Annotated in this window: 17 protein-coding genes; 4 read left to right on the top strand and 13 right to left on the bottom strand. The window is 43.9% G+C overall.

The annotated features are described in order from the left end of the window. Positions 1-89: 89 nt before the first annotated feature. The 13 genes from AB4585_RS05460 to AB4585_RS05400 all read right to left on the bottom strand — a co-directional run bounded on the left by AB4585_RS05460 (position 90) and on the right by AB4585_RS05400 (position 13,580). A complete protein-coding gene (locus AB4585_RS05460) occupies positions 90-605 on the bottom strand; it encodes a type II secretion system protein (RefSeq protein ID WP_372131917.1) in 516 nt (171 codons plus the stop codon). Between the two features lie 35 nt (positions 606-640). Next, the gene (locus AB4585_RS05455; protein ID WP_017068729.1) at positions 641-1,216 is read right to left on the bottom strand and encodes a prepilin-type N-terminal cleavage/methylation domain-containing protein; all 576 of its coding nucleotides are present in this window, start codon (positions 1,214-1,216) and stop codon (positions 641-643) included. A 79-nt stretch (positions 1,217-1,295) separates the two neighbouring features. Beyond that, on the bottom strand, positions 1,296-1,751 hold the full coding sequence (locus tag AB4585_RS05450) for an MSHA biogenesis protein MshF (RefSeq protein ID WP_372155538.1): 456 nt from the start codon (positions 1,749-1,751) through the stop codon (positions 1,296-1,298). Between the two features lie 3 nt (positions 1,752-1,754). Continuing rightward, positions 1,755-2,978 carry a type II secretion system F family protein gene (locus AB4585_RS05445; RefSeq protein ID WP_017061351.1) on the bottom strand — a complete coding sequence of 408 codons (1,224 nt, stop codon included), beginning with the start codon at positions 2,976-2,978 and terminating at the stop codon, positions 1,755-1,757. 12 nt (positions 2,979-2,990) lie between these two features. Continuing rightward, the gene (locus tag AB4585_RS05440; RefSeq protein ID WP_017061350.1) at positions 2,991-4,715 is read right to left on the bottom strand and encodes a GspE/PulE family protein; all 1,725 of its coding nucleotides are present in this window, start codon (positions 4,713-4,715) and stop codon (positions 2,991-2,993) included. After that, on the bottom strand, positions 4,705-5,880 hold the full coding sequence (locus AB4585_RS05435) for a tetratricopeptide repeat protein (protein ID WP_371721860.1): 1,176 nt from the start codon (positions 5,878-5,880) through the stop codon (positions 4,705-4,707). The genes AB4585_RS05440 and AB4585_RS05435 overlap by 11 nt, the downstream gene beginning before the upstream one ends. A gap of 2 nt (positions 5,881-5,882) precedes the next feature. Next, a complete protein-coding gene (locus AB4585_RS05430) occupies positions 5,883-6,722 on the bottom strand; it encodes an ExeA family protein (protein WP_017061348.1) in 840 nt (279 codons plus the stop codon). Positions 6,723-6,775: 53 nt separating this feature from the next. Then, positions 6,776-8,413, bottom strand: coding sequence for a pilus (MSHA type) biogenesis protein MshL (gene mshL / locus AB4585_RS05425; protein WP_017065932.1), 1,638 nt, complete (start codon positions 8,411-8,413; stop codon positions 6,776-6,778). A 15-nt stretch (positions 8,414-8,428) separates the two neighbouring features. Further along, a complete protein-coding gene (locus AB4585_RS05420; protein WP_017061346.1) occupies positions 8,429-8,761 on the bottom strand; it encodes a hypothetical protein in 333 nt (110 codons plus the stop codon). Continuing rightward, on the bottom strand, positions 8,754-9,401 hold the full coding sequence (gene pilO, locus AB4585_RS05415) for a type 4a pilus biogenesis protein PilO (protein WP_017061345.1): 648 nt from the start codon (positions 9,399-9,401) through the stop codon (positions 8,754-8,756). Before pilO ends, AB4585_RS05420 begins: the two co-directional genes overlap by 8 nt. Next, positions 9,401-10,843, bottom strand: coding sequence for an MSHA biogenesis protein MshI (locus tag AB4585_RS05410; RefSeq protein ID WP_372155536.1), 1,443 nt, complete (start codon positions 10,841-10,843; stop codon positions 9,401-9,403). Before AB4585_RS05410 ends, pilO begins: the two co-directional genes overlap by 1 nt. A gap of 2 nt (positions 10,844-10,845) precedes the next feature. Beyond that, positions 10,846-12,861, bottom strand: coding sequence for an RNase E specificity factor CsrD (csrD, locus tag AB4585_RS05405; RefSeq protein ID WP_017062969.1), 2,016 nt, complete (start codon positions 12,859-12,861; stop codon positions 10,846-10,848). Positions 12,862-13,022: 161 nt separating this feature from the next. After that, the gene (locus tag AB4585_RS05400; protein ID WP_017061342.1) at positions 13,023-13,580 is read right to left on the bottom strand and encodes a single-stranded DNA-binding protein; all 558 of its coding nucleotides are present in this window, start codon (positions 13,578-13,580) and stop codon (positions 13,023-13,025) included. Positions 13,581-13,858: 278 nt separating this feature from the next. Between AB4585_RS05400 and AB4585_RS05395 the strand changes: the two genes are divergently transcribed. From AB4585_RS05395 to AB4585_RS05380, 4 genes are all read left to right on the top strand, one after another. Next, complete coding sequence (locus AB4585_RS05395; protein ID WP_029235590.1) at positions 13,859-14,506, top strand: LuxR C-terminal-related transcriptional regulator; 648 nt, start codon at positions 13,859-13,861, stop codon at positions 14,504-14,506. A gap of 157 nt (positions 14,507-14,663) precedes the next feature. Further along, complete coding sequence (gene galU, locus AB4585_RS05390; RefSeq protein ID WP_372155535.1) at positions 14,664-15,536, top strand: UTP--glucose-1-phosphate uridylyltransferase GalU; 873 nt, start codon at positions 14,664-14,666, stop codon at positions 15,534-15,536. A 183-nt stretch (positions 15,537-15,719) separates the two neighbouring features. After that, a complete protein-coding gene (gene uvrA / locus AB4585_RS05385; RefSeq protein WP_017061339.1) occupies positions 15,720-18,551 on the top strand; it encodes an excinuclease ABC subunit UvrA in 2,832 nt (943 codons plus the stop codon). Positions 18,552-18,647: 96 nt separating this feature from the next. Beyond that, positions 18,648-20,411, top strand: a complete 1,764-nt coding sequence (locus AB4585_RS05380; RefSeq protein WP_372169409.1) for a PglL family O-oligosaccharyltransferase — start codon at positions 18,648-18,650, stop codon at positions 20,409-20,411. The last annotated feature ends 58 nt before the right edge of the window (positions 20,412-20,469 follow it).

The raw sequence follows: 20,469 nt of genomic DNA, 5'->3' as shown, positions 1-20,469 counted from the left end.
TGTATATGAATAGTTTTAATATTTATGAGCGATAGGAAGAAAAAGGCCGACAAAAGCCGGCCTAAAATCTAGATAATATTCACTGGAGATTATAAACCACAGTTTCCATCGGCACCATCAACAATCAATACAGTCGCAGGCGTATTCGCATCAATAGCTGCTGTATACTGAACACATTGCACAGTGTATCCGTCTATACCAATGTCAATAGTAGTATTTGTAGGGTCAGTTGCATCATCTTCAGAGCTATCTAAAACCACGAACTCATTTGATACATCTAAGGTTTGCATGATACCGCCTTGGTTAGCAGTTTCATCGTTAACAGCAACAGGGTAACCAAAACTATGTGCTATACCTTCAACTACAGTACCTGGATTATCATCAGTAAAAGCAGTATATGTTGTAGCTTCAATGCCGTTGATTGCCGCTTTACCATAAGAGATCCCCATGGCTCCTGCTACAGCCCCACGTAAGCCCTCTAATGTTGCAGTGCGAGCATCATCTTGCAGGTTTAGGAAACGTGGTGCCGCAGTTACAGCAAGAATACCTAGAATAACAATTACAACCACTAGTTCGATTAGGGTGAAACCGCCTTGTCTTTTCATAGTTAAGCTCTCTCTATGTTTAATTTTACGCAGACTTACTGCAAAGTTACGGTCACACGACCAGTTTTAATTTCGTAAACAAATTCATGTTCTGTACTACCTTCTAATTGAACGTAAGTACAGGTTGCATCACCTGAATTCGCTTGCGCTGAATATTTGTAATTTGAGTCATTAGCGACATCTGAAACCGCACCTACTTTAGGTGGATTTTGCAGCAAGTTTTCCATCAACTCAGAACATGTTTCATCTGAAATATCTTGTGGAGCAGTGCTCGAATTATTGTTCAGAGTCCACGGATAGCCATCTCTAAAATCGGTATCGACATTGTTACTGTTCTTTGATCTCGTTAACCAAAAATCAACACCATCATAATTTACAGTATTGTATGTTTCAACACCTATCTTCTCTGATGGCCTAGCTTCTGCTTCCCACTGTGCTCTTGCCGATAGTACTGCGGTTGCAAAGCCACCAGCAACACCTTCAATACTTGATTTCTTGGCTTCATCTGTCACATCGAGAAAGCGAGGTAAAGCAGCCACCGCCAATAAACCAACGACCACGATCACTATGACTAATTCGACAAGGGAGAAACCCTTTTGATTCTTAAGCATTTTCTACCTACTCATCTAATTATTAACGCGCATTATACATTCGCGCTCGTATAAAACCATAAAAAAACTGTCAATATTTTCACAAAGCCAAAATATTGGCTTTTACACTAAACCTTTCTCTTTCGAGTAATATATCTACCTGATATTTATCAGCATAATGATAACTACAGTGAAAGTGTATGTTATCACTTTTATCTTCAACTCTTGGAGAGCTTAGCCCTAAAATGCTCCCTTGAGGATATAATTGATCCAGCCAATAGTTACAGTCTCTCTCCGTACCTTGGATAGGCATTATCCATCCAGTTCTGCTGTAGATCTTTGGGGGTTCCGAGCCTTCTTCTTGCCCAGCACCCGATAACAAATACTGCTGTTTGAACAAATTGGCTTGCTCTAAAATCCGCTTGCTCGCGACGATAAATGCCGTGTTAGTCGCTTCTTCTTCTACCGTTTTGAATGCCGAAAGCACACCGACAATAAGAAAAAGAATAACCACTGTCCAAATAACAAAACGTGAGCGTTGTAGGTTATTTAGCATTCCCTAGCCTTTGATCGCATCCAACATTCCCCACATCGGCAAGAAGATACCTAGCGCCAAAATCAGCACCATGCCTGCAACGATGGTTAACAAAATGGGTTCAATTCTGGCGGTTAAGGTTTTCAGATCGTAATCGACTTCGCGGTCATAAAAATCAGCCACTTCAAGTAATAGCTCATCAATACGACCCGTCTCTTCACCGACGGAGATCATTTGTATCACGAGCGGTGTGAAAATTTCGCTGTTAATCGCGGTCGACGAAACCGTACTACCGGCTTCAATGGCCGATTTCATGGCTTGAACTCGCAACTCTAGAAAACGGTTATCTAAAGCTTCCGCCGAAAGCGCTAGCGACTGGTTCAGTGGAACACCCGCTTTAAGCATCAAAGCAAAAGTACGCGAGAAGCGTGACAACAGTGCTCGATTCACTACCCCGCCAATGACCGGCATTTTTAAGCGTAATCGATCCCACTTTTCCAAGCCTTTGTCTGTCTTCACCCAAGCTTTAAAAGCGAAGATAAGACCAAAGATCACTCCAAGCATTAAGCCCCAGTAATTCACAAAGAACTCAGACATACCAATCAAGATACGAGTAGGCAGCGGCAAGTCGACACCAAAGCGCGCAAACATGCTTGAGAACTGTGGAATAACCTTGATGTTAAGAATGAACATTGCAATCAAGATAAAACTGATCACGAATGTTGGGTAACGCATCGCAGTCTTAATTCGTTTGCGAGTCTCAACTTCTTGTTCGTAATATCCAGCTAATTGCAGTAAAGCCTGATCTAGACGGCCTGTGTTTTCACCAACGCCAATCATCGAGACAAACAACGGACTGAATACCTTTGGGTGCATCTGCATTGACGCCGCTAAGCCGCGACCATTAGTTAGCTCAGCAACCACCTCTTCCAAGGCGGCTTTCAGCTGCTTATTTTCGCAGTTTTGAGTGAGGCCTTTCATCGATCTTAATAGTGGTACACCCGCTTTGGTTAGGCTGTATAACTGTCGACAAAACAGAACCAACACCTCTAACGGTACACTCGGAAAGAACAGACTCGATACATCCATATCTAAGACTGAACCACCACTTTTGCCCAGTTTGATAGAGGTTGGAATGATCCCTTTACTCATCAAGCTTTCAGCAGCAAGATCTTCGTTATTCGCGTCTAATTGCCCACTTACTTGACTACCATCAGAGCTGCGACCTACATAACGATACGTTGGCATATCATTCTACCCCTACAGATAAATTGGGTCAGTGGCACCGGACGCATCACCTTCGCCAAGATGCATTATCTCATCAAGACTCACGACACCTTGCAGAGCCAATTCCATCGCAGAAGCCAATAACGGTTTATAGTTTTCAGACTGTCTCGCCTTTTGAGCAAAACCTACCGCATCATTAGCTCTCAGTGCATCCATCATGTTTTGCTCTAGCTCCAACATTTCAAATACACCAATTCGCCCGCGGTAACCCGTTAAGTTACAGTTCTGGCAACCACGGCCTTTCATAAACGGCACACCTACTTGGTTAGGGAAACGGACGCTCAGCCATTGCTTGCGAGGTTCATCTAACTCATCCTCAACCTTACAATCTGTACACACTTTACGAACTAATCGCTGTGCGACTACTGCTCGAACAGCGCTCGCGACCAAGTAACCCGGAGCACCCATATCCATCATACGCAACGCGCTGTCTACCGCATCATTGGTATGTAACGTACTTAATACTAAGTGGCCGGTCAGTGCAGCTCTCAAGCCTATCTCAACGGTTTCGTGGTCACGCATCTCACCGATAAGAATAATATCGGGATCCTGACGTAGAAAGGTTCTCAAGATAGTAGAGAAATCGAGATTGATCTTAGGGTTTACCTGAACTTGATTCACACGAGGTAGGCGGTATTCCACCGGGTCTTCCGCAGTAATGATCTTTTTACCCGGTTCGTTTAATTCACTTAACGCGCCGTATAAGGTTGTTGTTTTACCTGAGCCGGTTGGGCCGGTAACCAAAATCATGCCATGTGGACGGCGCAATTGTTGACGCAGACGAACCAACAGATCACTCGGTATGCCCGACTCTTCTAGTTTACGTAGGCCCGCTGATTGGTTAAGAAGACGCATAACCACTGATTCACCGTGCTGTACTGGCATGGTCGACATACGAATATCAACCGACTGACCTTTAGCTCGGATATTAAATCGGCCGTCTTGAGGAAGACGTTTCTCTGAAATATCGAGGTTTGCCATCAGCTTCAAGCGCAGTACAAGTGCTGAAGCAATATTCACTTCATTCAGCAATGTTTCATGCAGCACACCATCAATACGCTGACGAAGACGCAATACGTTTGAATCTGGCTCGATATGGATATCCGAAGCACCAACCTGAATAGCATCTTCAAATAGTGAGTTGATCAGCTTAACGACGGTAACTTCATCACTGTCTTCTTCAGCGATATCGAAATCAAAAGCATCATTAACTTGGTGTTCAGCGTGAAGTTGCTCAGCAAACGAGGCAATCTCTTTGGTTCTTCGATAATAGCGATCGAAGCCATCAACCAATTGCCTTTCTTGAGCAACAACGAATTCAAGCGCGTAATCGCCGAGCTGACCAAGCAAAGACTCTTGGGCAAACAGATCCGCAGGGTCACTCATTGCAACACGCAAAGTGTCACCTTGGCGTCCAATAACCAATGCACGAAGGCGACGAGCATGTACTTCGGGTAAAAGCTGTACTGCTTCAACATCGACAACGGCTCGGCTTAAATCAATAAGAGGAATCGCTAACTGCTGCGACAAAAAGCTCAGCATTTGCTGTTCTGACAAGAAGCCAAGCTCAATTAGCGCATCACCCAGCTTACGCCCAGTACTTTTCTGAGCGGCCAGTGCTTGTTCAACTTGAGCCTCAGTGATAATGCCTTCTTCGACAAGCAAATCACCAAGTCTTTTTCTTAATCTAATTTGCATCGCCGCTCTCCTCTAAAGCATTGAGTATTTTTAACCGGTCACGCACAAAGCTTTGTGATTGAGATGAGATACCGACTCTGGTTAACGCACCTTGGTATGACGCTTTAGCAGCTGTGAAATCGAGTTGACGTTCTTGCTGAATCGCTAAGCCTAACCACCAGCGAGCATTATCTGAATCGACCTCAACCAACTTTTGGTAACTCTCGAGTGCGATTTCTTCTTGCTGTGATTTTTGGCTCAACGCCGCACGCATTGCTAGATACTCTTGAGTTGGATGCGGAGGCATGTGTACTAAAGGGCTCAGCGCCGCTTCTGATTGATTCGCTTTAACCAGCAGTTTAGATAACCCTAATCGCAATTTTTCACTGTTGATGTTGAGCTTAATTCCAGACTGATAAAGCTCATAGGCTTTGCGAGTATCGCCTTTACCAAAATAGAGAATCGCAAGTTTCTGACGGACATCTTCATTTCGTGGCGTGTAGCGTAGAGCTTCAGTGTAGCCCTTCAACGCACCAGTAAGATCGTTCGCATCAAGCGCTTTCTGAGCTCGACCTTGTGCATTCACAGATAGCTGTTCCGGAGTTAACTCAACCTGTTCGATCAACATTCCGCTATTTTCTGAATCACCAGAGGCTACAGGCTCATTAGAGATAGACGCAGGGGCTTTTTTTGCCACACTAGCAACGTAAATCGGTTGGGGAATTTCAGTCTTAGTCGTTTCAGGCACGCTTAGAGCTTTAGCCGGTGTTTGTTGTTTTGTCGCTTTTGGGGCAGACATAACAACTGATTCGGAAACACTAGGCTTAGATTGAGCGCTTTTTGCCATCGCAGTGTTTTCTGTTGAAAGGATCGCAGAGTCTAGTGTCACCAATTTCTTAGTTGGCGATGAGATAGGTTGAGCAACTTCCTGAATGCCATTTGAATCATCAACGACAGAGACTTGAACCTGTAAATCTCGAGTTGAGATTGACTGCTCAACAATAGACTGATCAATCACAGGGCCTTGCGATATCGCCCAGCCGCCCATCGCTAAACTCAAAGTAAAACCCGCAACAACCCAAACTAGGGGGGAACGCGTTTTTACTTTAGGTACGACTGCCGCTTCAATCGAAGTCGCTGATTTTTTCTTTGCCAATTCAGACAAGGCGTTGTTAATGACGCTCATAATTAATTCCAACCCCACAGTATTGGCGTTTTAAATTTAGGCTTACACACATCGTACGTTTCATGCATAGCTGAAAAAAGATGTTGGTTGTCGATACTTTTCTTATCTTCACTGAACGAAAGCAATAGAGCCTTATGGCAAAGTTGGTTTATCAATCTAGGGATACCTAACGACGAACGACAGATCGCCTTTTTTTGATTCAAGCTGAATAACTCAGGGCTACCACCAGATTTAGCGATTCGATTATCAATATAAGCCACCGTTTCATCGAGATTCAGCGGTCTCAGTGTCGAACTAAATGTGATTCTTTGGCGAAACTGCCTTAGGTGGTACGCCTCTAATCGAGCATCCAATTCTGGCTGACCTAATAAGACAATCTGCAGCAGTTTTTTATCTTCCGTTTCAAGGTTACCAAACAACCTTAATGTTTCGAGCGCTTCATCCGATAGAGCCTGAGCTTCATCAAGAATAGCCACCACTCTTAAACCAGAATTGTGCAATTCAATGAGCTTATGCTGAATGTTATCAACCAAGGTTGCTTCATTATCGACAGCTAAACCAAGCTCTGTTGCAACCGCCTGGCGCAAGTCTGCCCCTGATAACACAGGGTTTGGTAAGTAGATCAGAGCTGTACAGTCATGTAGGTGATTGACCAACATCCGGCAAACCATGGTTTTTCCAGTGCCTACTTCTCCGGTCACCTTAATCACGCCCTCACCCATTTCCAACGCCGAGATTACCGTCTGAATCGCTTCGAAATGAGGCGCTAAACCATAGAAGAAATCGGTATTCGGCGTTAAGGTAAATGGCAGTTGTTCAAAACCAAAGTGAGCTTGATACATACGACGACCTAGCTTAGTGAGACACTGCCACTCTATATTGAAAAAGTAAGCAATTACTCTTCATCAGGGAACCACTGCTGAAGAAGATCACGTGAACGCTCCAACTCATTTTGCCAAGTATTCACACCCACGATCGTTGGCTTAAGCAAGATCACGAGCTCAGTTTTTTGCGTTAACTGATTGGTATTACGGAACAAATGACCTAAGGCTGGAATATCACCGAGGAATGGAACTTTAGAGGTCACATCACTGGTGTTGGATTTCATCAAACCACCAATAACAACCACATCGCCATCTCGAGCTCGAATCACTGAGTCAGACTCACGAATAGAGCTTTTCGCCAAAGGAAGCTGCACCACACCCGTTGTAGAACCAAGGTTGAGCTCTTTCACTTCTTCCTCGACCTCAATAACGGCTGGGTGAACATGTAAGAATACGCTACCTTTATCATCTATCTGAGGGGTCACATCTAAGGAGATACCCGAAAAGAACGGAGTTAACTCAACCTCAGGTGCAACGTTCGCGTTGTCACCACTGCCTACCGCGCTAGATAAATCCGTCACGTAGTATTCGTCAGTACCCACTTTGATAACCGCTTTCTGGTTGTTTGCAGCTGTGACTCGTGGGCTTGATAGAACGTTCAGGTCACCTTGAGTATCCATAAAGCTCAATACCGCTTCAAAACTGCCATCTGAGATCGTTACGTTGGTTTGCCCGCCTAACAAAGAGCTGATCGCATCTAATGGAGGCAAAGTTCCACCAGGTCGATCAATTACCACACCGCCGCTGCCAATCGACTTAGATAAATTAGACCAGCTAATACCTTGTTGGTAACCATCACTCAAGGTTACTTCCATGATTTTGGCTTCTAGGATAACTTGACGCTGCAGGCGTTTTTGAGAAATACCTAAGAACTCTCGAACCTCACGAATTTCGTCAGGGTAAGCACGCACTGTAATCACACTCGCTTGCGGGGTCACGACAACGCTTTGCCCATCGCCCGAGCCAATTAAGTGAGCAACCGCCGCTTCAAGCTGTGGCCAAAAATCACTTTCAGAGGTCGTTTCAATCTCTGTACCACCATTCGATGTCGAGTTTGATGAATTAGAAGAGTTAGATGAATTTGACGAGTTTGAGTTCGAGTTTGAAGAGCTCGATGAATTCGAATCTGAGTTAGAGATCGTACCGGTGGTGATCGTCGTTAGTGAGCGACCAGAACGCTTAACTTGTAAGTAATCGACAGGGATCGTTACGGTGCGAAGACCGGCAGGATAAACTTGAATCACTTTGCCACGCTTTTCAATATCGTAGCCATACATATCTTGAGCAACAGCCAGTACCTCATCTAACGTCACGTCCGTTAGATTAAGCGTAAGGTTTCCAGACACACTTGGGTGAATAGCCGCACTATATTCCGTACCTTTCACTAAGCTGGCAAAAAAAGTTCTCGCTTCAACGCCTTTTGCCTGAATACGAAAACGCTTAACCGTTTCCATCCCCGGAGACATCGAGTCAGAATTAAGCTGAGGCATAAGGTCATCTTGAACCGACGAAGGCAGCTCATGAAGCGCTCTGCTATTGGCTTCATTAATTGATTCGTTTAAAGACTCTTTAATCTCAACAGGATCTCTATGCCCCATCGAACAGCCGACTAAAGATGACACTAGGATTGCTACTACAAGTTTACGCATGTCTTCACTCTAACCTTAATTATTCTTAACATCTAAAGAGAACATCTCTAATTTCCACTGCTTAGAGCTTCTCTGCAGAGTGACGTATTCTGGATCTATGTTCTTAACTCGGTACCCTCTGATCGTTTCCCCTTGTCCGAGAATCTGACCATTCATAATCGCATAGCAAGGCGTATCTCCCTTACACACGATGCTTTCTAAAGAAGGCAAGCGATAACGAGTTGGTGCTTTCTTAGCAGGCGCCGTTTTCTGTTGAGGTGAAAGCCAGCCTAATGGCGCCGTGGGATCTTGCTCAGCCCACACAAAAGAGCTACTAAATAGCAAGGACAACAAAAGAGTTCTAACCACCGATAAACTCCTGTCTAGTACCTAATGTGTAAACCTCGAACACCAGTCGAGCTTTAGGATATTCTTCTACTGAGTATTCAAATGTGCGCCAGTAGTAACTCACAGGTAGAGACTCAAGTGCTTGAAGGTAAGCTGAGATATCAAAGTAACTGCCGGTTAGCTCCATTCTTACAGGGTGAAGAAAGTAGCCTGAATATTCGCTGGTCTCTTTATTGTTCGAAATCGCTTCTGGTTTTAATGACTCTAGCGATTCAAGCTTTAGTCCATTACCGGCGTTAAGAACGCTCTCCAGTAACTGCGACATTTGAGAAGGTGTGATTAATCCATCAACAATCTGAGAAAGCTGAAGAGAGAGATCTTGGCTCTCCACCAGCAGCTTTTTGTACTCTCGATTAATTTCTTTGTCTGGGTCTTTGTTTAACTGAGCTTGCAGAACAAGTAACTCACCTTGCTGCCTTTGATTCGATTGAGTCAGGCTGCTCGCCTTGGCATTTTTAGCTTGTAGATCGAGATACGCAGGCTCAACCAATAAGGTGAACAACAACATCGATAGGCCAACAAAACCACACACAAAAAGTAGCCATTTTTCTCTTTGACTTAATGCAAGAAACTTATCGCTCAGCTGGTTCCACTGCTGCATTATTTACTCTCCCGACGAGTACTTAGCTCAAACGTCACCACATCCTGATCATTACGGCCAATTTTTAGTTTTTCAAAAGTGCGTCCGACTAAATTAAGCTCACTTTTAAACTGACCAATCCAGTTCGGAACGACATTTGCGTTACGAGCCAAGCCACTAAGATCTAAAGTATCGTGGGTCATGTAGATGTGCGAAAGAGAAATGTCATTTCGGCCTAATTTAGCTAAGGAATTCATGACGCCAGAATACCCGACTTGTTGGGATTCGTCGTATTGTCCAACAGCCTTCAAAGCCTCTTTTTTAGCCTCAGTCTCACGTTTGAGACGCGCAACCGCCGCGACTTTCTCTGGAGACGGTTTATGCTGAGTTAACTTACTATTCAATTGGTTAACTTGCTTGTTAAGTTGATTCGAGTCTTGTTGCAGGGCTGTTAGCTCTTTATCTAGATTAGAAACTTGATACTGCATTGCGAAGTAACCACCAAGCATCAAAACACAAACTACTCCCCAGCTCGCAACAACATTGGTCAGCGTAAAATATTCTTTTTTAGGCTTAAGGTGTTCAGGGTAAAGATTGACCTTAAACGTCTCTTTTTCAGCTGCAAGTTTAAGCAACAAACTCTCTGAATTATCACGCTCACCTTCAACCAACAGTGAAACTGTCGAGCTCAATGTACTGTTTAAGGCACTTTGTAACTCTGCTTCATCTTCTTCGTCACAACAGATTTTAAGCTGGTGAAGCTGGGTGCCTTTAATTTGAGAAGAAAGGTAATCAATCGAGCGTTGAAGCTCTAAAGCGAGGCCATCTAACTGCAGAGCACTTGACGCAACACCCGTTAAAGGTGGCACAACACTGCGGATGGTTCTTTGAAAACAAACGGTATTTTCGACAAACGCACCCAATTTAAAGTGTGAATTGACGCTACGTTGTAAAAGAATGAAATTAGACAGTTCGCCTGCACTGTAACCCCAGATTTCATCTTCAGGAGCAACACCTATTAATTCAACCTGAGCCGAATTAGTGATATTCAAAAGCTTGTCCAACAGCTTTTTAGGCAGGACATATACTTGCAGCTTGTTCGACGTTGGTAACGCGACCGCACTCGCAGTAATTTCCGTGACTCTTTCTGAAACAAGATCTTTGAGTAAAAAAGGCAGTGCTACCGACCATTCACTCTCTGGAATGTCCGGTTTATCAATTTGGTAGGTTTGGTAGTAGTTAGCACAGACAATCAGTTGGACGCTATTACTGGTAAGCGCCTCACTGCTAAGCGATTTTTTTAGCGCACTCTCCCAGTCCCCATTAACCACGGGAATGCTGGCTACTTGAGGATCCTGTTCTGTCGATGAAATATAAATGGCGTCATTGCCCAGCAAGACAACTTGCGAGCTACCTTTATTATTCGTTGGCTTTATTTTGTCTAAAATCGCTTTAAAATTCATTCTTAACTACTACTCTTACGCCATCGATTTCTTCGTCCAACTTTGACAACAGATTCCGCTTTCGCGGCTTTTTCTGCTTGATTAGGCAAAGGGATAATTTGTTGTTCTTCGTCGAAATATCTCCCTTGATAGCCGTTAATGCCTAACTCTATCAAGGTATTCTTTTCTTGTTTTGTCTCGACTCCAACGGCAATAACTTGAGTTGGAGAATCACCACACGCCCCAATTAAGCTGCGAACAAACAGTTGGTTCTCATGCCTTTGGTCGATTTTCTTTATTAGGCTTCGATGAAGCTTAATATAATTAACCTTCAAATCCTTTATATAGTGAGTGCTAACAATGGTTCGCCCAGCTTGGCCAACCACAACTTTACACCCTAAACCTCGCAACATCTTTGCCACCGGTCTCATATAATCAAGATGAGCAATCAAGTGCCCTTCTGGAAACTCAAACGCAAGCTGAGAGCGGTGTTGAGCAGAGAGCTGTAACAACTCACTCCTAAACCACTTAAAGTGCTGTTTATTAGCAAACGGGGTAACATTCAGATTCACTGAATAGTTGATAGGTTGAGTTGATTCTTTCAACGATTTCAACACAACCTTTAGAACCGATTGGTCCATTTGAGCTTGATAACCCACTTGCTCTACCGCAGGCATAAATCGAGACGATTTCAATAAACCTTTGTCAGGATCCTGAATTCTAGTAAATATTTCTCTATGCAATTCATTAACTTGACCAGATTCCGGCATAAGATAACACCGCTGAGCAAAGATTACTAAATTTTCAGGAAGCAGCGCTTTATCAAGTAATGTTCTCCAACGAACACTGCCTCTATCAAGCTCATTCTTATTCTCTTTCGGGTAACGGCTCCAGTTATTAATACGCTCTAACTGAGCACTCTTTAGTGCCGTTTCCGTTTCATCCATGATCTGGCTATGACGCTCACCTTCGGTATACATGGTCACACCAATATGACACCAGTTATCCGACTCTAAAGGCTCTGGCGGAGTTAGCTTATCTAACTGCCTTAAACACTGAGCAGCCAAGGTAGCAATATCTTTTGCGCCCTGATGAGGGATAAATACAGCAAAGTCCGCTTCGTAATAGCGAGAAAAAATGACATCGGGATAGCGTTGAACGATATTCGACAGTACTTCACCGACTTCAATAATAAAGCCGTCTGTGGTTTGCTTATCGTTAGCATCACTAACTTGCTCCCATTCGTCGATACGTATCAGTAACACACCGCCTCGAGCACCACTTTCATGCAGTGCCGATTCCAGCTTATTATCGAATAAAACTCGGTTTGCCGTTCCCGTGAGTTTATCTAGGAAAGTATGGGTACGAATAAAGGTATCAAAGCGACTTCGTTCTTGACGAGCATCTTGTAGCTCTTCAATCAATACATCTAAGGCTTCGCTTGCGGTATAAGGCCACTCTCGCTCATCTCCCTTTGCATGAGCTTCAACCTGACCGGCCAAGATCATTCTTCCTCGCTCTTCCAAGATTTCAGAACCCATGAGTTGTTCTTTCAACCAACGAACACCGCGAGCAAGACAGAACAGAACCAATGCGACAGCCAAAGTAATTGACCACATCGCTTCCATTGAGTAGTTGTAGCCAATATAAGGAGGAAGTGCTTTAAATTCGATTCGGTAGCCTTCATTACGCTCTAAAATGAAGCTTTTCTCATAAAGACGATTGGGATCAATTTGTGGGGAGGTATCTTTGAAACGATAAACGATGCCGGTCTTGTTCGAGAGTTTCATCTCAACAATATTGCTCGCCTGCAACATCTTAGGCATCCAACGCTGCATTGAATACGCGGCGTCAGGGTCTTCCATCTCTTTATCTACAACGTCGACAATGCCAACCAAATAATGGTCTAAATATTCCTGTCCAATACGCTTAAAGGAAAGTGTGCCACCAATAAAAAGAATGAACATCGCGCTGATCACTATCACGGTGACAAATGCGACCAATCGAGTGCTCAATTTTAGTGTCGGGGTATATCTCATGAATAACGAAATCCTTTTCAACTCACATTATACCGTATTGCTACTTATACTATAAATTGACGTTGTAAATAAAGCGTTAAGAATTGTAGGTAACAAAAAGCCGCGATGAACGCGGCTTTTTCCAATTTAATACTGTCTTTATAATATATTAAAAACAGGGACTAGAATGGGATGTCATCATCAAAATCCATTGGCGGCTCATTATATTGAGGTTGAGCCTGCTGAGGAGCTTGTTGAGGTGCTTTTGGCTGCTGTTGAGCGGGAGCACTGTATTGTTGTTGCTGTTGTTGTGGCTGCTGTGGCTGACCCCAACCACCTTGCTGTTGGTTGTTACCCATGCCACCTTGAGCAGGAGCACCACCTTGAGCACGGCCGCCAAGCATTTGCATTACACCATTGAAGCCTTGAACAACCACTTCAGTTGTGTAGCGATCTTGACCGCTTTGATCTTGCCATTTACGTGTTTGAAGTTGACCTTCAATGTAAACTTGAGAACCTTTACGTAGGTACTCACCAGCAACTTCCGCAAGCTTGCCAAACAGAGCAACACGGTGCCATTCTGTTTTTTCACGCTGCTCGCCAGTTGCTTTATCACGCCATGACTCTGACGTTGCAATGGTAATGTTCGCTACTGCGCCGCCATTTGGCATGTAACGAATTTCAGGGTCATTACCTAGGTTACCCACTAATATAACTTTGTTAACTCCACGGCTAGCCATGATTTGCTCCGTCTAAATTCATAGTCTCAGAAAATTTTAGCGCACAAGAATAGCATGCTTTTCTACAGTGATAAATCGCATTCCTATTCTCTCCTCACTACAAAGAATAAAAACGTAACAAATCATGATATTCAGAGCGATGTTGCTTTTTTCTCCACTTACAAACCACTCATTTACTTTGATAATTGATATTCAACGCAAGTCACTATCAAGGCGCTAGAGAAGCTAAAGCCTGCATGACAACGTGGAATCTAATCCCACTCAAACAGGACGTTTCAATGAGAAAATCAAGATACGCTCGCACTTTACACTTTCTGTGCATCGACCCAAACGATACCTATCTACATGTAAAAGAGATAGAAAAGCATTTATCTATTGTTCTCTACAAAATGACACCCGACGAATTAATGCTAGTTGATAGAAAGCAGAGTAACCGGATCTTGCTCGTCGATTACAGAGAGGTACCACAACTACTGATTATTTGTCCTAACCTGACTGTTATGTGGAAAAATCACGAAATCATTTTATTCAATGTCCCCCAGCAACTTCCAACCTCAGAGCTTCTTACCTATGGGGTACTAAAAGGACTCTTTTACAACACTGAACAAAAGGACAAGATTGCTCGTGGTCTTCAAGAAGTCATTGATGGCGATAACTGGCTGCCAAGGAAGGTAACCAATCAACTGTTGTTTTATTATCGCAATATGGTCAATACCAACACCACACCAACCAATGTTGATTTAACCATTCGTGAGATCCAGGTGATTCGCTGTCTTCAATCCGGGTCTTCAAACACACAAATCGCCGATGACTTGTTTATTAGTGAGTTCACGGTTAAATCTCACCTCTATCAAATATTCCGTAAGCTTGCGGTAAAAAATAGAGTTCAAGCGATAGCATGGGCAAACCAGAACCTGCTTGCATAATCGACCCACCTCTTAGTCTGACGATAATTTTGAGGGAAGCTCTAGTAAACCATGGCTATTGTTGCTGAATTTTCGACATAACTTATGCTAGAGTTGCCCTCAGAAATATCAACCACTCAGGTTGAATCAATAATTATTATAGATAAAGGGTCTTATCATGATCAAAAAGTGCCTTTTCCCGGCAGCTGGCTACGGTACACGTTTTTTACCTGCAACCAAGTCAATGCCTAAAGAAATGATGCCTGTAGTAAACAAGCCTCTGATTGAATACGGTGTAGAGGAAGCTATCGAAGCTGGTATGGATGGAATGTGCATCGTTACTGGACGTGGTAAGCACTCGATCATGGATCACTTTGATAAAAACTACGAGCTTGAGCACCAGATTAGCGGCACCAATAAAGAAGACCTATTGGTTAATATCCGTGAAACGATTGAAGCGGCAAACTTCACCTACATTCGTCAACGTGAGATGAAAGGCCTTGGCCATGCTATTTTAACGGGTCGCGAACTTGTAGGCGATGAACCGTTCGCAGTAGTACTTGCTGATGACCTTTGTGTGAACGAGCAACAAGGCGTGCTAGCTCAGATGGTTGCGCTATACAAACAGTTCCGCTGTTCTATTGTTGCTGTACAAGAAGTTCCAGAAGAAGAGACTCACAAGTACGGTGTTATCTCTGGCGAAATGATCAAAGATGACCTTTTCCGAGTTGATGACATGGTAGAGAAGCCAGAGCAAGGTACAGCACCAAGCAACCTAGCGATCATTGGTCGTTATATTCTGACTCCAGACATCTTTGAACTTATCGAGCAGACTGAACCAGGTAAAGGTGGCGAAATCCAGATTACCGATGCATTGTTAAAACAAGCCAAAGCAGGCTGTGTATTAGCATACAAATTTAAAGGCCAACGCTTTGACTGCGGTAGTGTAGAAGGCTATATCGAAGCAACAAATTACTGCTTTGAAAATCTATACAAAAAAGACCAGCAACAAATCGAACTAGGTAAGCACTCAACAACAAAAGAAGCTTAATCGCTAGTTTTGGCATACTAACTAATGATACGTAGCGATGAGTTAGTCGCGTAATAAATGATTTAAAGGGTGACTCGAAAGCGTCACCCTTTTTTTGTTTACTGTTTTTTTATCCAGTAAAACTTTGCACAAATCTCACTCTATGTAATACTTTAGCCACTTAAAATTACATGGTCTATTGAGATGGATAAAATAGAAATTAGAGGCGCTCGTACGCATAACCTCAAAGACGTCAACCTAACCATTCCACGTGACAAACTGACTGTCATCACCGGATTATCGGGTTCAGGAAAGTCGTCACTTGCGTTTGACACACTCTACGCAGAAGGTCAGCGTCGTTATGTTGAATCTCTGTCTGCTTACGCTCGTCAATTTCTATCTCTTATGGAAAAGCCTGATGTCGACCATATTGAAGGTCTGTCTCCAGCTATCTCAATAGAACAAAAATCGACTTCACATAACCCTCGCTCAACCGTCGGTACCATTACCGAAGTCTATGATTACCTCAGATTATTGTATGCGCGAGTAGGCGAACCTCGCTGTCCAGACCACAACATCCCTCTAGCAGCACAAACCATCAGTCAAATGGTCGATAAGGTCTTAGAACTGCCTGAAGGCTCAAAGATGATGTTGATGGCACCGATTGTCAAAGAGCGCAAAGGTGAGCATGTTAAAACACTGGAAAACTTAGCTGCGCAAGGCTTTATCCGAGCCCGAATTGATGGTGAAACCTGTGATCTATCCGATCCACCAGCACTTGAACTTCATAAGAAGCACACCATTGAAGTTGTGGTAGACAGATTCAAGGTTCGTCCTGATCTTCAACAGCGTTTAGCCGAGTCATTCGAGACCACATTAGAGCTCTCTGGCGGTATCGCTGTCGTCGGCTGGATGGACGAAACGGATCAAGAAGAGATCGTATTCTCTGCTAACTTCGCTTGTCCTAAATGTGGTTACAGCATGCAAGAGCTTGAGCCTCGCCTGTTCTCATTTAATAACCCGGCAGGAGCATGTGGTACGTGTGATGGTCTTGGTGTTCAACAGTATTTTGATCCAAGCCGAGTGATTTTAGATGAGAACCTAAGCATTGCTGAAGGTGCGATAAAAGGTTGGGATCAAAAGAACTACTACTATTTCCAAATGCTAACGTCGCTGTCAGAACATTATGGTTTTGATCTGTATGCGCCATTTAATTCTCTACCGAAAAAGACTCAAGAGATCATTCTAAAAGGATCAGGTCGAACTGAAGTGGAATTCAAGTACATCAATGACCGAGGTGATATTCGAGTTAAGCGTCATCCATTCGAGGGCATTTTAAATACCTTAGAGCGCCGTTACCGTGATACTGAATCTAGCGCGGTGCGTGAAGACCTTGCCAAATACATCTCAACCAAGTCGTGTTCTAGCTGTGATGGCACTCGCCTGAGACTAGAAGCTCGCAATGTTTTCATTGGTGATACAACACTTCCGGAAATCGTTGAACTTAGCATTGCTGACGCACTACAATTTTTCCAAGAATTGAAGCTAGACGGTCAACGTGGGCAGATCGCAGATAAAGTGATGAAAGAGATCAATGATCGTCTGCATTTCTTAGTCAACGTTGGTTTGAACTACCTTAACCTATCACGCAGTGCTGAAACGCTGTCTGGTGGTGAGGCGCAACGTATTCGTTTGGCGAGCCAAATCGGTGCCGGTTTAGTTGGCGTTATGTATGTACTTGATGAGCCATCAATTGGTCTCCACCAGCGCGATAATGAACGTCTATTGCAAACCTTAATTCACCTGAGAGACTTAGGTAATACGGTACTTGTTGTGGAACATGACGAAGATGCAATTCGTTGTGCTGACCATGTTATCGATATCGGTCCAGGAGCAGGGGTGCACGGTGGTCACGTGGTGGCAGAAGGTACCATGCAAGACATCATCGAAAACCCGAACTCTTTGACAGGCCAATACCTGAGCGGTGCTAAAGAAATTGCAGTGCCTGAAAAGAGAACGCCTATCGACAAGAAAAAGGTCGTCGAGATCGTTGGCGCAACGGGGAACAACCTAAAGAATGTGACCGCGACAATTCCTGTTGGCTTGTTCAGTTGTATTACGGGCGTATCAGGTTCGGGTAAATCAACGCTTATCAACGATACCTTCTTTAAAGTCGCCCACACTCAATTAAACGGTGCCACGACTGCAGTTCCAGCAAAGCACAAAAAGATTAAAGGGTTAGAACATTTTGATAAGGTAATCGACATAGATCAAAGCCCTATCGGTCGTACACCAAGATCAAACCCTGCGACCTACACAGGGATTTTCACCCCTATTCGTGAACTATTCGCGGGCACTCAGGAATCACGTTCTCGTGGTTACAAGCCAGGTCGATTCAGCTTTAACGTTCGTGGTGGTCGTTGTGAGGCTTGTCAGGGAGACGGCGTAATCAAGGTAGAGATGCACTTCTTACCCGATGTGTATGTGCCTTGTGATGTGTGTAAAGGTAAGCGCTATAACCGTGAGACTCTAGAGGTCCGCTACAAAGGTAAAACCATTGACGAAGTTCTAGAGATGACTGTGGAAGATGCTCGTGAATACTTCAACCCGGTACCTGTTATCGCTCGTAAACTGCAAACTTTAATGGACGTTGGCCTCTCTTACATTCGCTTAGGGCAAGCAGCTACAACCTTATCTGGTGGTGAAGCTCAGCGTGTTAAATTAGCGCGTGAACTGTCTAAACGAGACACGGGAAAAACCTTATACATTCTCGATGAGCCAACAACAGGCCTTCATTTCCACGATATCCAGCAGCTACTGACGGTATTACATAGACTGCGTGATCACGGTAATACAGTTGTCGTGATTGAGCACAACCTAGATGTCGTTAAAACAGCAGACTGGATCCTAGATCTTGGCCCAGAAGGTGGGCAAGGTGGTGGTGAGATTGTTGCAGAGGGTACACCTGAAGATGTGGCGTTAGTCGAAGGTTCACACACTGCTCGCTTCCTTAAGCCTATGTTAAATTTGAAGTAGGTGTAAAATAGCGCCCTGCGGGCAGACAGAAAAATGTTAAAGTAACAGAGCTTGTTTCAGAAGGAACAAGCTCTGTTTTTATAAGGTTAGGGATTTATGGCAACAATACACACTAGCGGTACTCAGCTAGAAAATCAGGTCACTCAGCTACCACTCAACAAAGCATTTCTGGCTTCTTTAGCTGTTGTATTCTTGTTAGCTATGCATTTTTTTATGCCGAATCCTGGTGGTTCGGGCCTTGCTCTATCCTTTAACCCTACCACTTGGCTAGCGCTAAGCTTCACGCTAGCGATTGGCTTTTACCAACTCGCGACCAATCGAGTACTCAAGTATTCCAAATTAACAATTGGCTTGTTGATTAGCTGCATCATACTCACACTACCCATTTTATACAGCAATGCTGCACCTCAAGGAGCGTCAGGACGCTTGCTTGGATTGTGGACGGGCTTTGCCTTATTTGTGGTGCTGCAGCAATTTAAGTTCAGCAATAAACACAAGCAACGTATGTTGTGGTTCATTGTACTTGCTGTTGTTATACAAGCACTATTTGGCTATGTGCAATATTTCTTATTAGAACCTGGCAACCTATTTGGCTACAACACTGCTGCAAACCGACCATATGGGATATTTCAACAACCGAATGTAATGGCAAGCTTTCTTGCTACTGGTTTTGTGCTGTCCGCTTACCTTTTAGCAAGGCAGCCGGCTAAATATAACCATAAAATCAGCGAATCATTCCTACTGTATTTAACTCCAACCTTAACCGTGCCCTTGCTGATCATCATTGCATCACGTACCGGATGGTTGGCCGCTGTCATTGGGTTTATCTGCATTCTGCCCTATCTATACAAGTTCTCGACCAAGAAACGCTTCTACGGATGGTGCGCATCAGTGCTCGTCGGTGTCGTCGTCGCTTTTTCGGTGATCAGCCTAAGTGCGACTGATAGCCTCGCTAACAAGAAAGCGAACCTAGAAAGCCCGCGCGCTTATACGTTCCCGCAAGCTTTAGATATGATGATCGAAAAGCCATTTACAGGTTATGGTTACGGGAAATTTGAGTCTGAATACACGCTATATACAGCTCGCCAACATCAACTCAACTCGAACTATCATCCAGGTCTTCCTTCAATGGATCACCCGCACAATGAGTTCCTGTTTTGGGGAGTTGAAGGGGGGATTGTACCAATCATCGGAATCTTGATTGCTGCAATATTGGTGATGTCACGCATAACAAGTTCAGCAAAGGGAACACGTCTAGCCCTGCTCGCGTTATTTATCCCAATCCTTTTGCACTCTCAACTTGAGTATCCTTTTTACCACTCGGCGATTCACTGGATAACATTCATTATATTGATTTACTGGGTAGATCAGCGCTCTTCCCGACATTATCAACAGTCGTTCAGTATCATCAGCAAGACCCTATTTAGAGTGTTGAGCTTAGTGCTCCCTATTTTGGTCAGTTTTTATATGTTGAGCGCCCTGCACACCAACTATGTACTGACTAAGTTTGAACTGTCTAAGCCGAAAAATCCGGACATTCTTAAGCAGGTAACGAACCCAGTGGTGTGGAAAGATCGCTACGATTGGGATATATACAGCACTTACCTTAATATCGGCCTCTACAAAGCCGACCCGAGCCTTATACAGCCTTACATCGATTGGTCACTGGAGATCATTAAGAGCAAACCAAGACCGGCTTTCTACAGCAATCTGATTCTGGCGTATCAAGGCCTAGGAGAAGAAAGTAAAGCAGAGCAAATTCGTAGCGAAGCGAACTTTTTATTCCCTAACAGAGACTTTTCAAAGGTTCAGTATAAGAAAGTGTCACAAGCAGAAGATAACGTTTCGTCTGCAGAATAATGTTAAGAATTCGCAACGCAAGCTTCACTTAGTAGGCAGTCATAGACAGGATCTTAAG

Origin of the sequence: Vibrio sp. 10N.222.49.C9, from assembly GCF_041474985.1 — a bacterium.
GTDB classification, from domain to species: domain Bacteria; phylum Pseudomonadota; class Gammaproteobacteria; order Enterobacterales; family Vibrionaceae; genus Vibrio; species Vibrio crassostreae_C.
The sequence above is the reverse complement of the archived record's forward strand: the minus strand, read 5'-3'. Positions and strand labels throughout refer to the sequence as shown.

Bases quoted from the DNA above. Each gene is read 5' to 3' on its own strand.
- uvrA (WP_017061339.1), top strand. From the start codon at position 15,720: ATGGATAAAATAGAAATTAGAGGCGCTCGTACGCATAACCTCAAAGAC.
- AB4585_RS05445 (WP_017061351.1), bottom strand. From the start codon at position 2,978: ATGCCAACGTATCGTTATGTAGGTCGCAGCTCTGATGGTAGTCAAGTA.
- AB4585_RS05380 (WP_372169409.1), top strand. From the start codon at position 18,648: ATGGCAACAATACACACTAGCGGTACTCAGCTAGAAAATCAGGTCACT.
- AB4585_RS05440 (WP_017061350.1), bottom strand. From the start codon at position 4,715: ATGCAAATTAGATTAAGAAAAAGACTTGGTGATTTGCTTGTCGAAGAA.
- pilO (WP_017061345.1), bottom strand. From the start codon at position 9,401: ATGCAGCAGTGGAACCAGCTGAGCGATAAGTTTCTTGCATTAAGTCAA.
- AB4585_RS05430 (WP_017061348.1), bottom strand. From the start codon at position 6,722: ATGTATCAAGCTCACTTTGGTTTTGAACAACTGCCATTTACCTTAACG.
- AB4585_RS05400 (WP_017061342.1), bottom strand. From the start codon at position 13,580: ATGGCTAGCCGTGGAGTTAACAAAGTTATATTAGTGGGTAACCTAGGT.
- AB4585_RS05460 (WP_372131917.1), bottom strand. From the start codon at position 605: ATGAAAAGACAAGGCGGTTTCACCCTAATCGAACTAGTGGTTGTAATT.
- galU (WP_372155535.1), top strand. From the start codon at position 14,664: ATGATCAAAAAGTGCCTTTTCCCGGCAGCTGGCTACGGTACACGTTTT.
- AB4585_RS05395 (WP_029235590.1), top strand. From the start codon at position 13,859: ATGAGAAAATCAAGATACGCTCGCACTTTACACTTTCTGTGCATCGAC.
- AB4585_RS05455 (WP_017068729.1), bottom strand. From the start codon at position 1,216: ATGCTTAAGAATCAAAAGGGTTTCTCCCTTGTCGAATTAGTCATAGTG.
- mshL (WP_017065932.1), bottom strand. From the start codon at position 8,413: ATGCGTAAACTTGTAGTAGCAATCCTAGTGTCATCTTTAGTCGGCTGT.
- AB4585_RS05435 (WP_371721860.1), bottom strand. From the start codon at position 5,880: ATGAGCGTCATTAACAACGCCTTGTCTGAATTGGCAAAGAAAAAATCA.
- AB4585_RS05450 (WP_372155538.1), bottom strand. From the start codon at position 1,751: ATGCTAAATAACCTACAACGCTCACGTTTTGTTATTTGGACAGTGGTT.
- AB4585_RS05410 (WP_372155536.1), bottom strand. From the start codon at position 10,843: ATGAATTTTAAAGCGATTTTAGACAAAATAAAGCCAACGAATAATAAA.
- csrD (WP_017062969.1), bottom strand. From the start codon at position 12,861: ATGAGATATACCCCGACACTAAAATTGAGCACTCGATTGGTCGCATTT.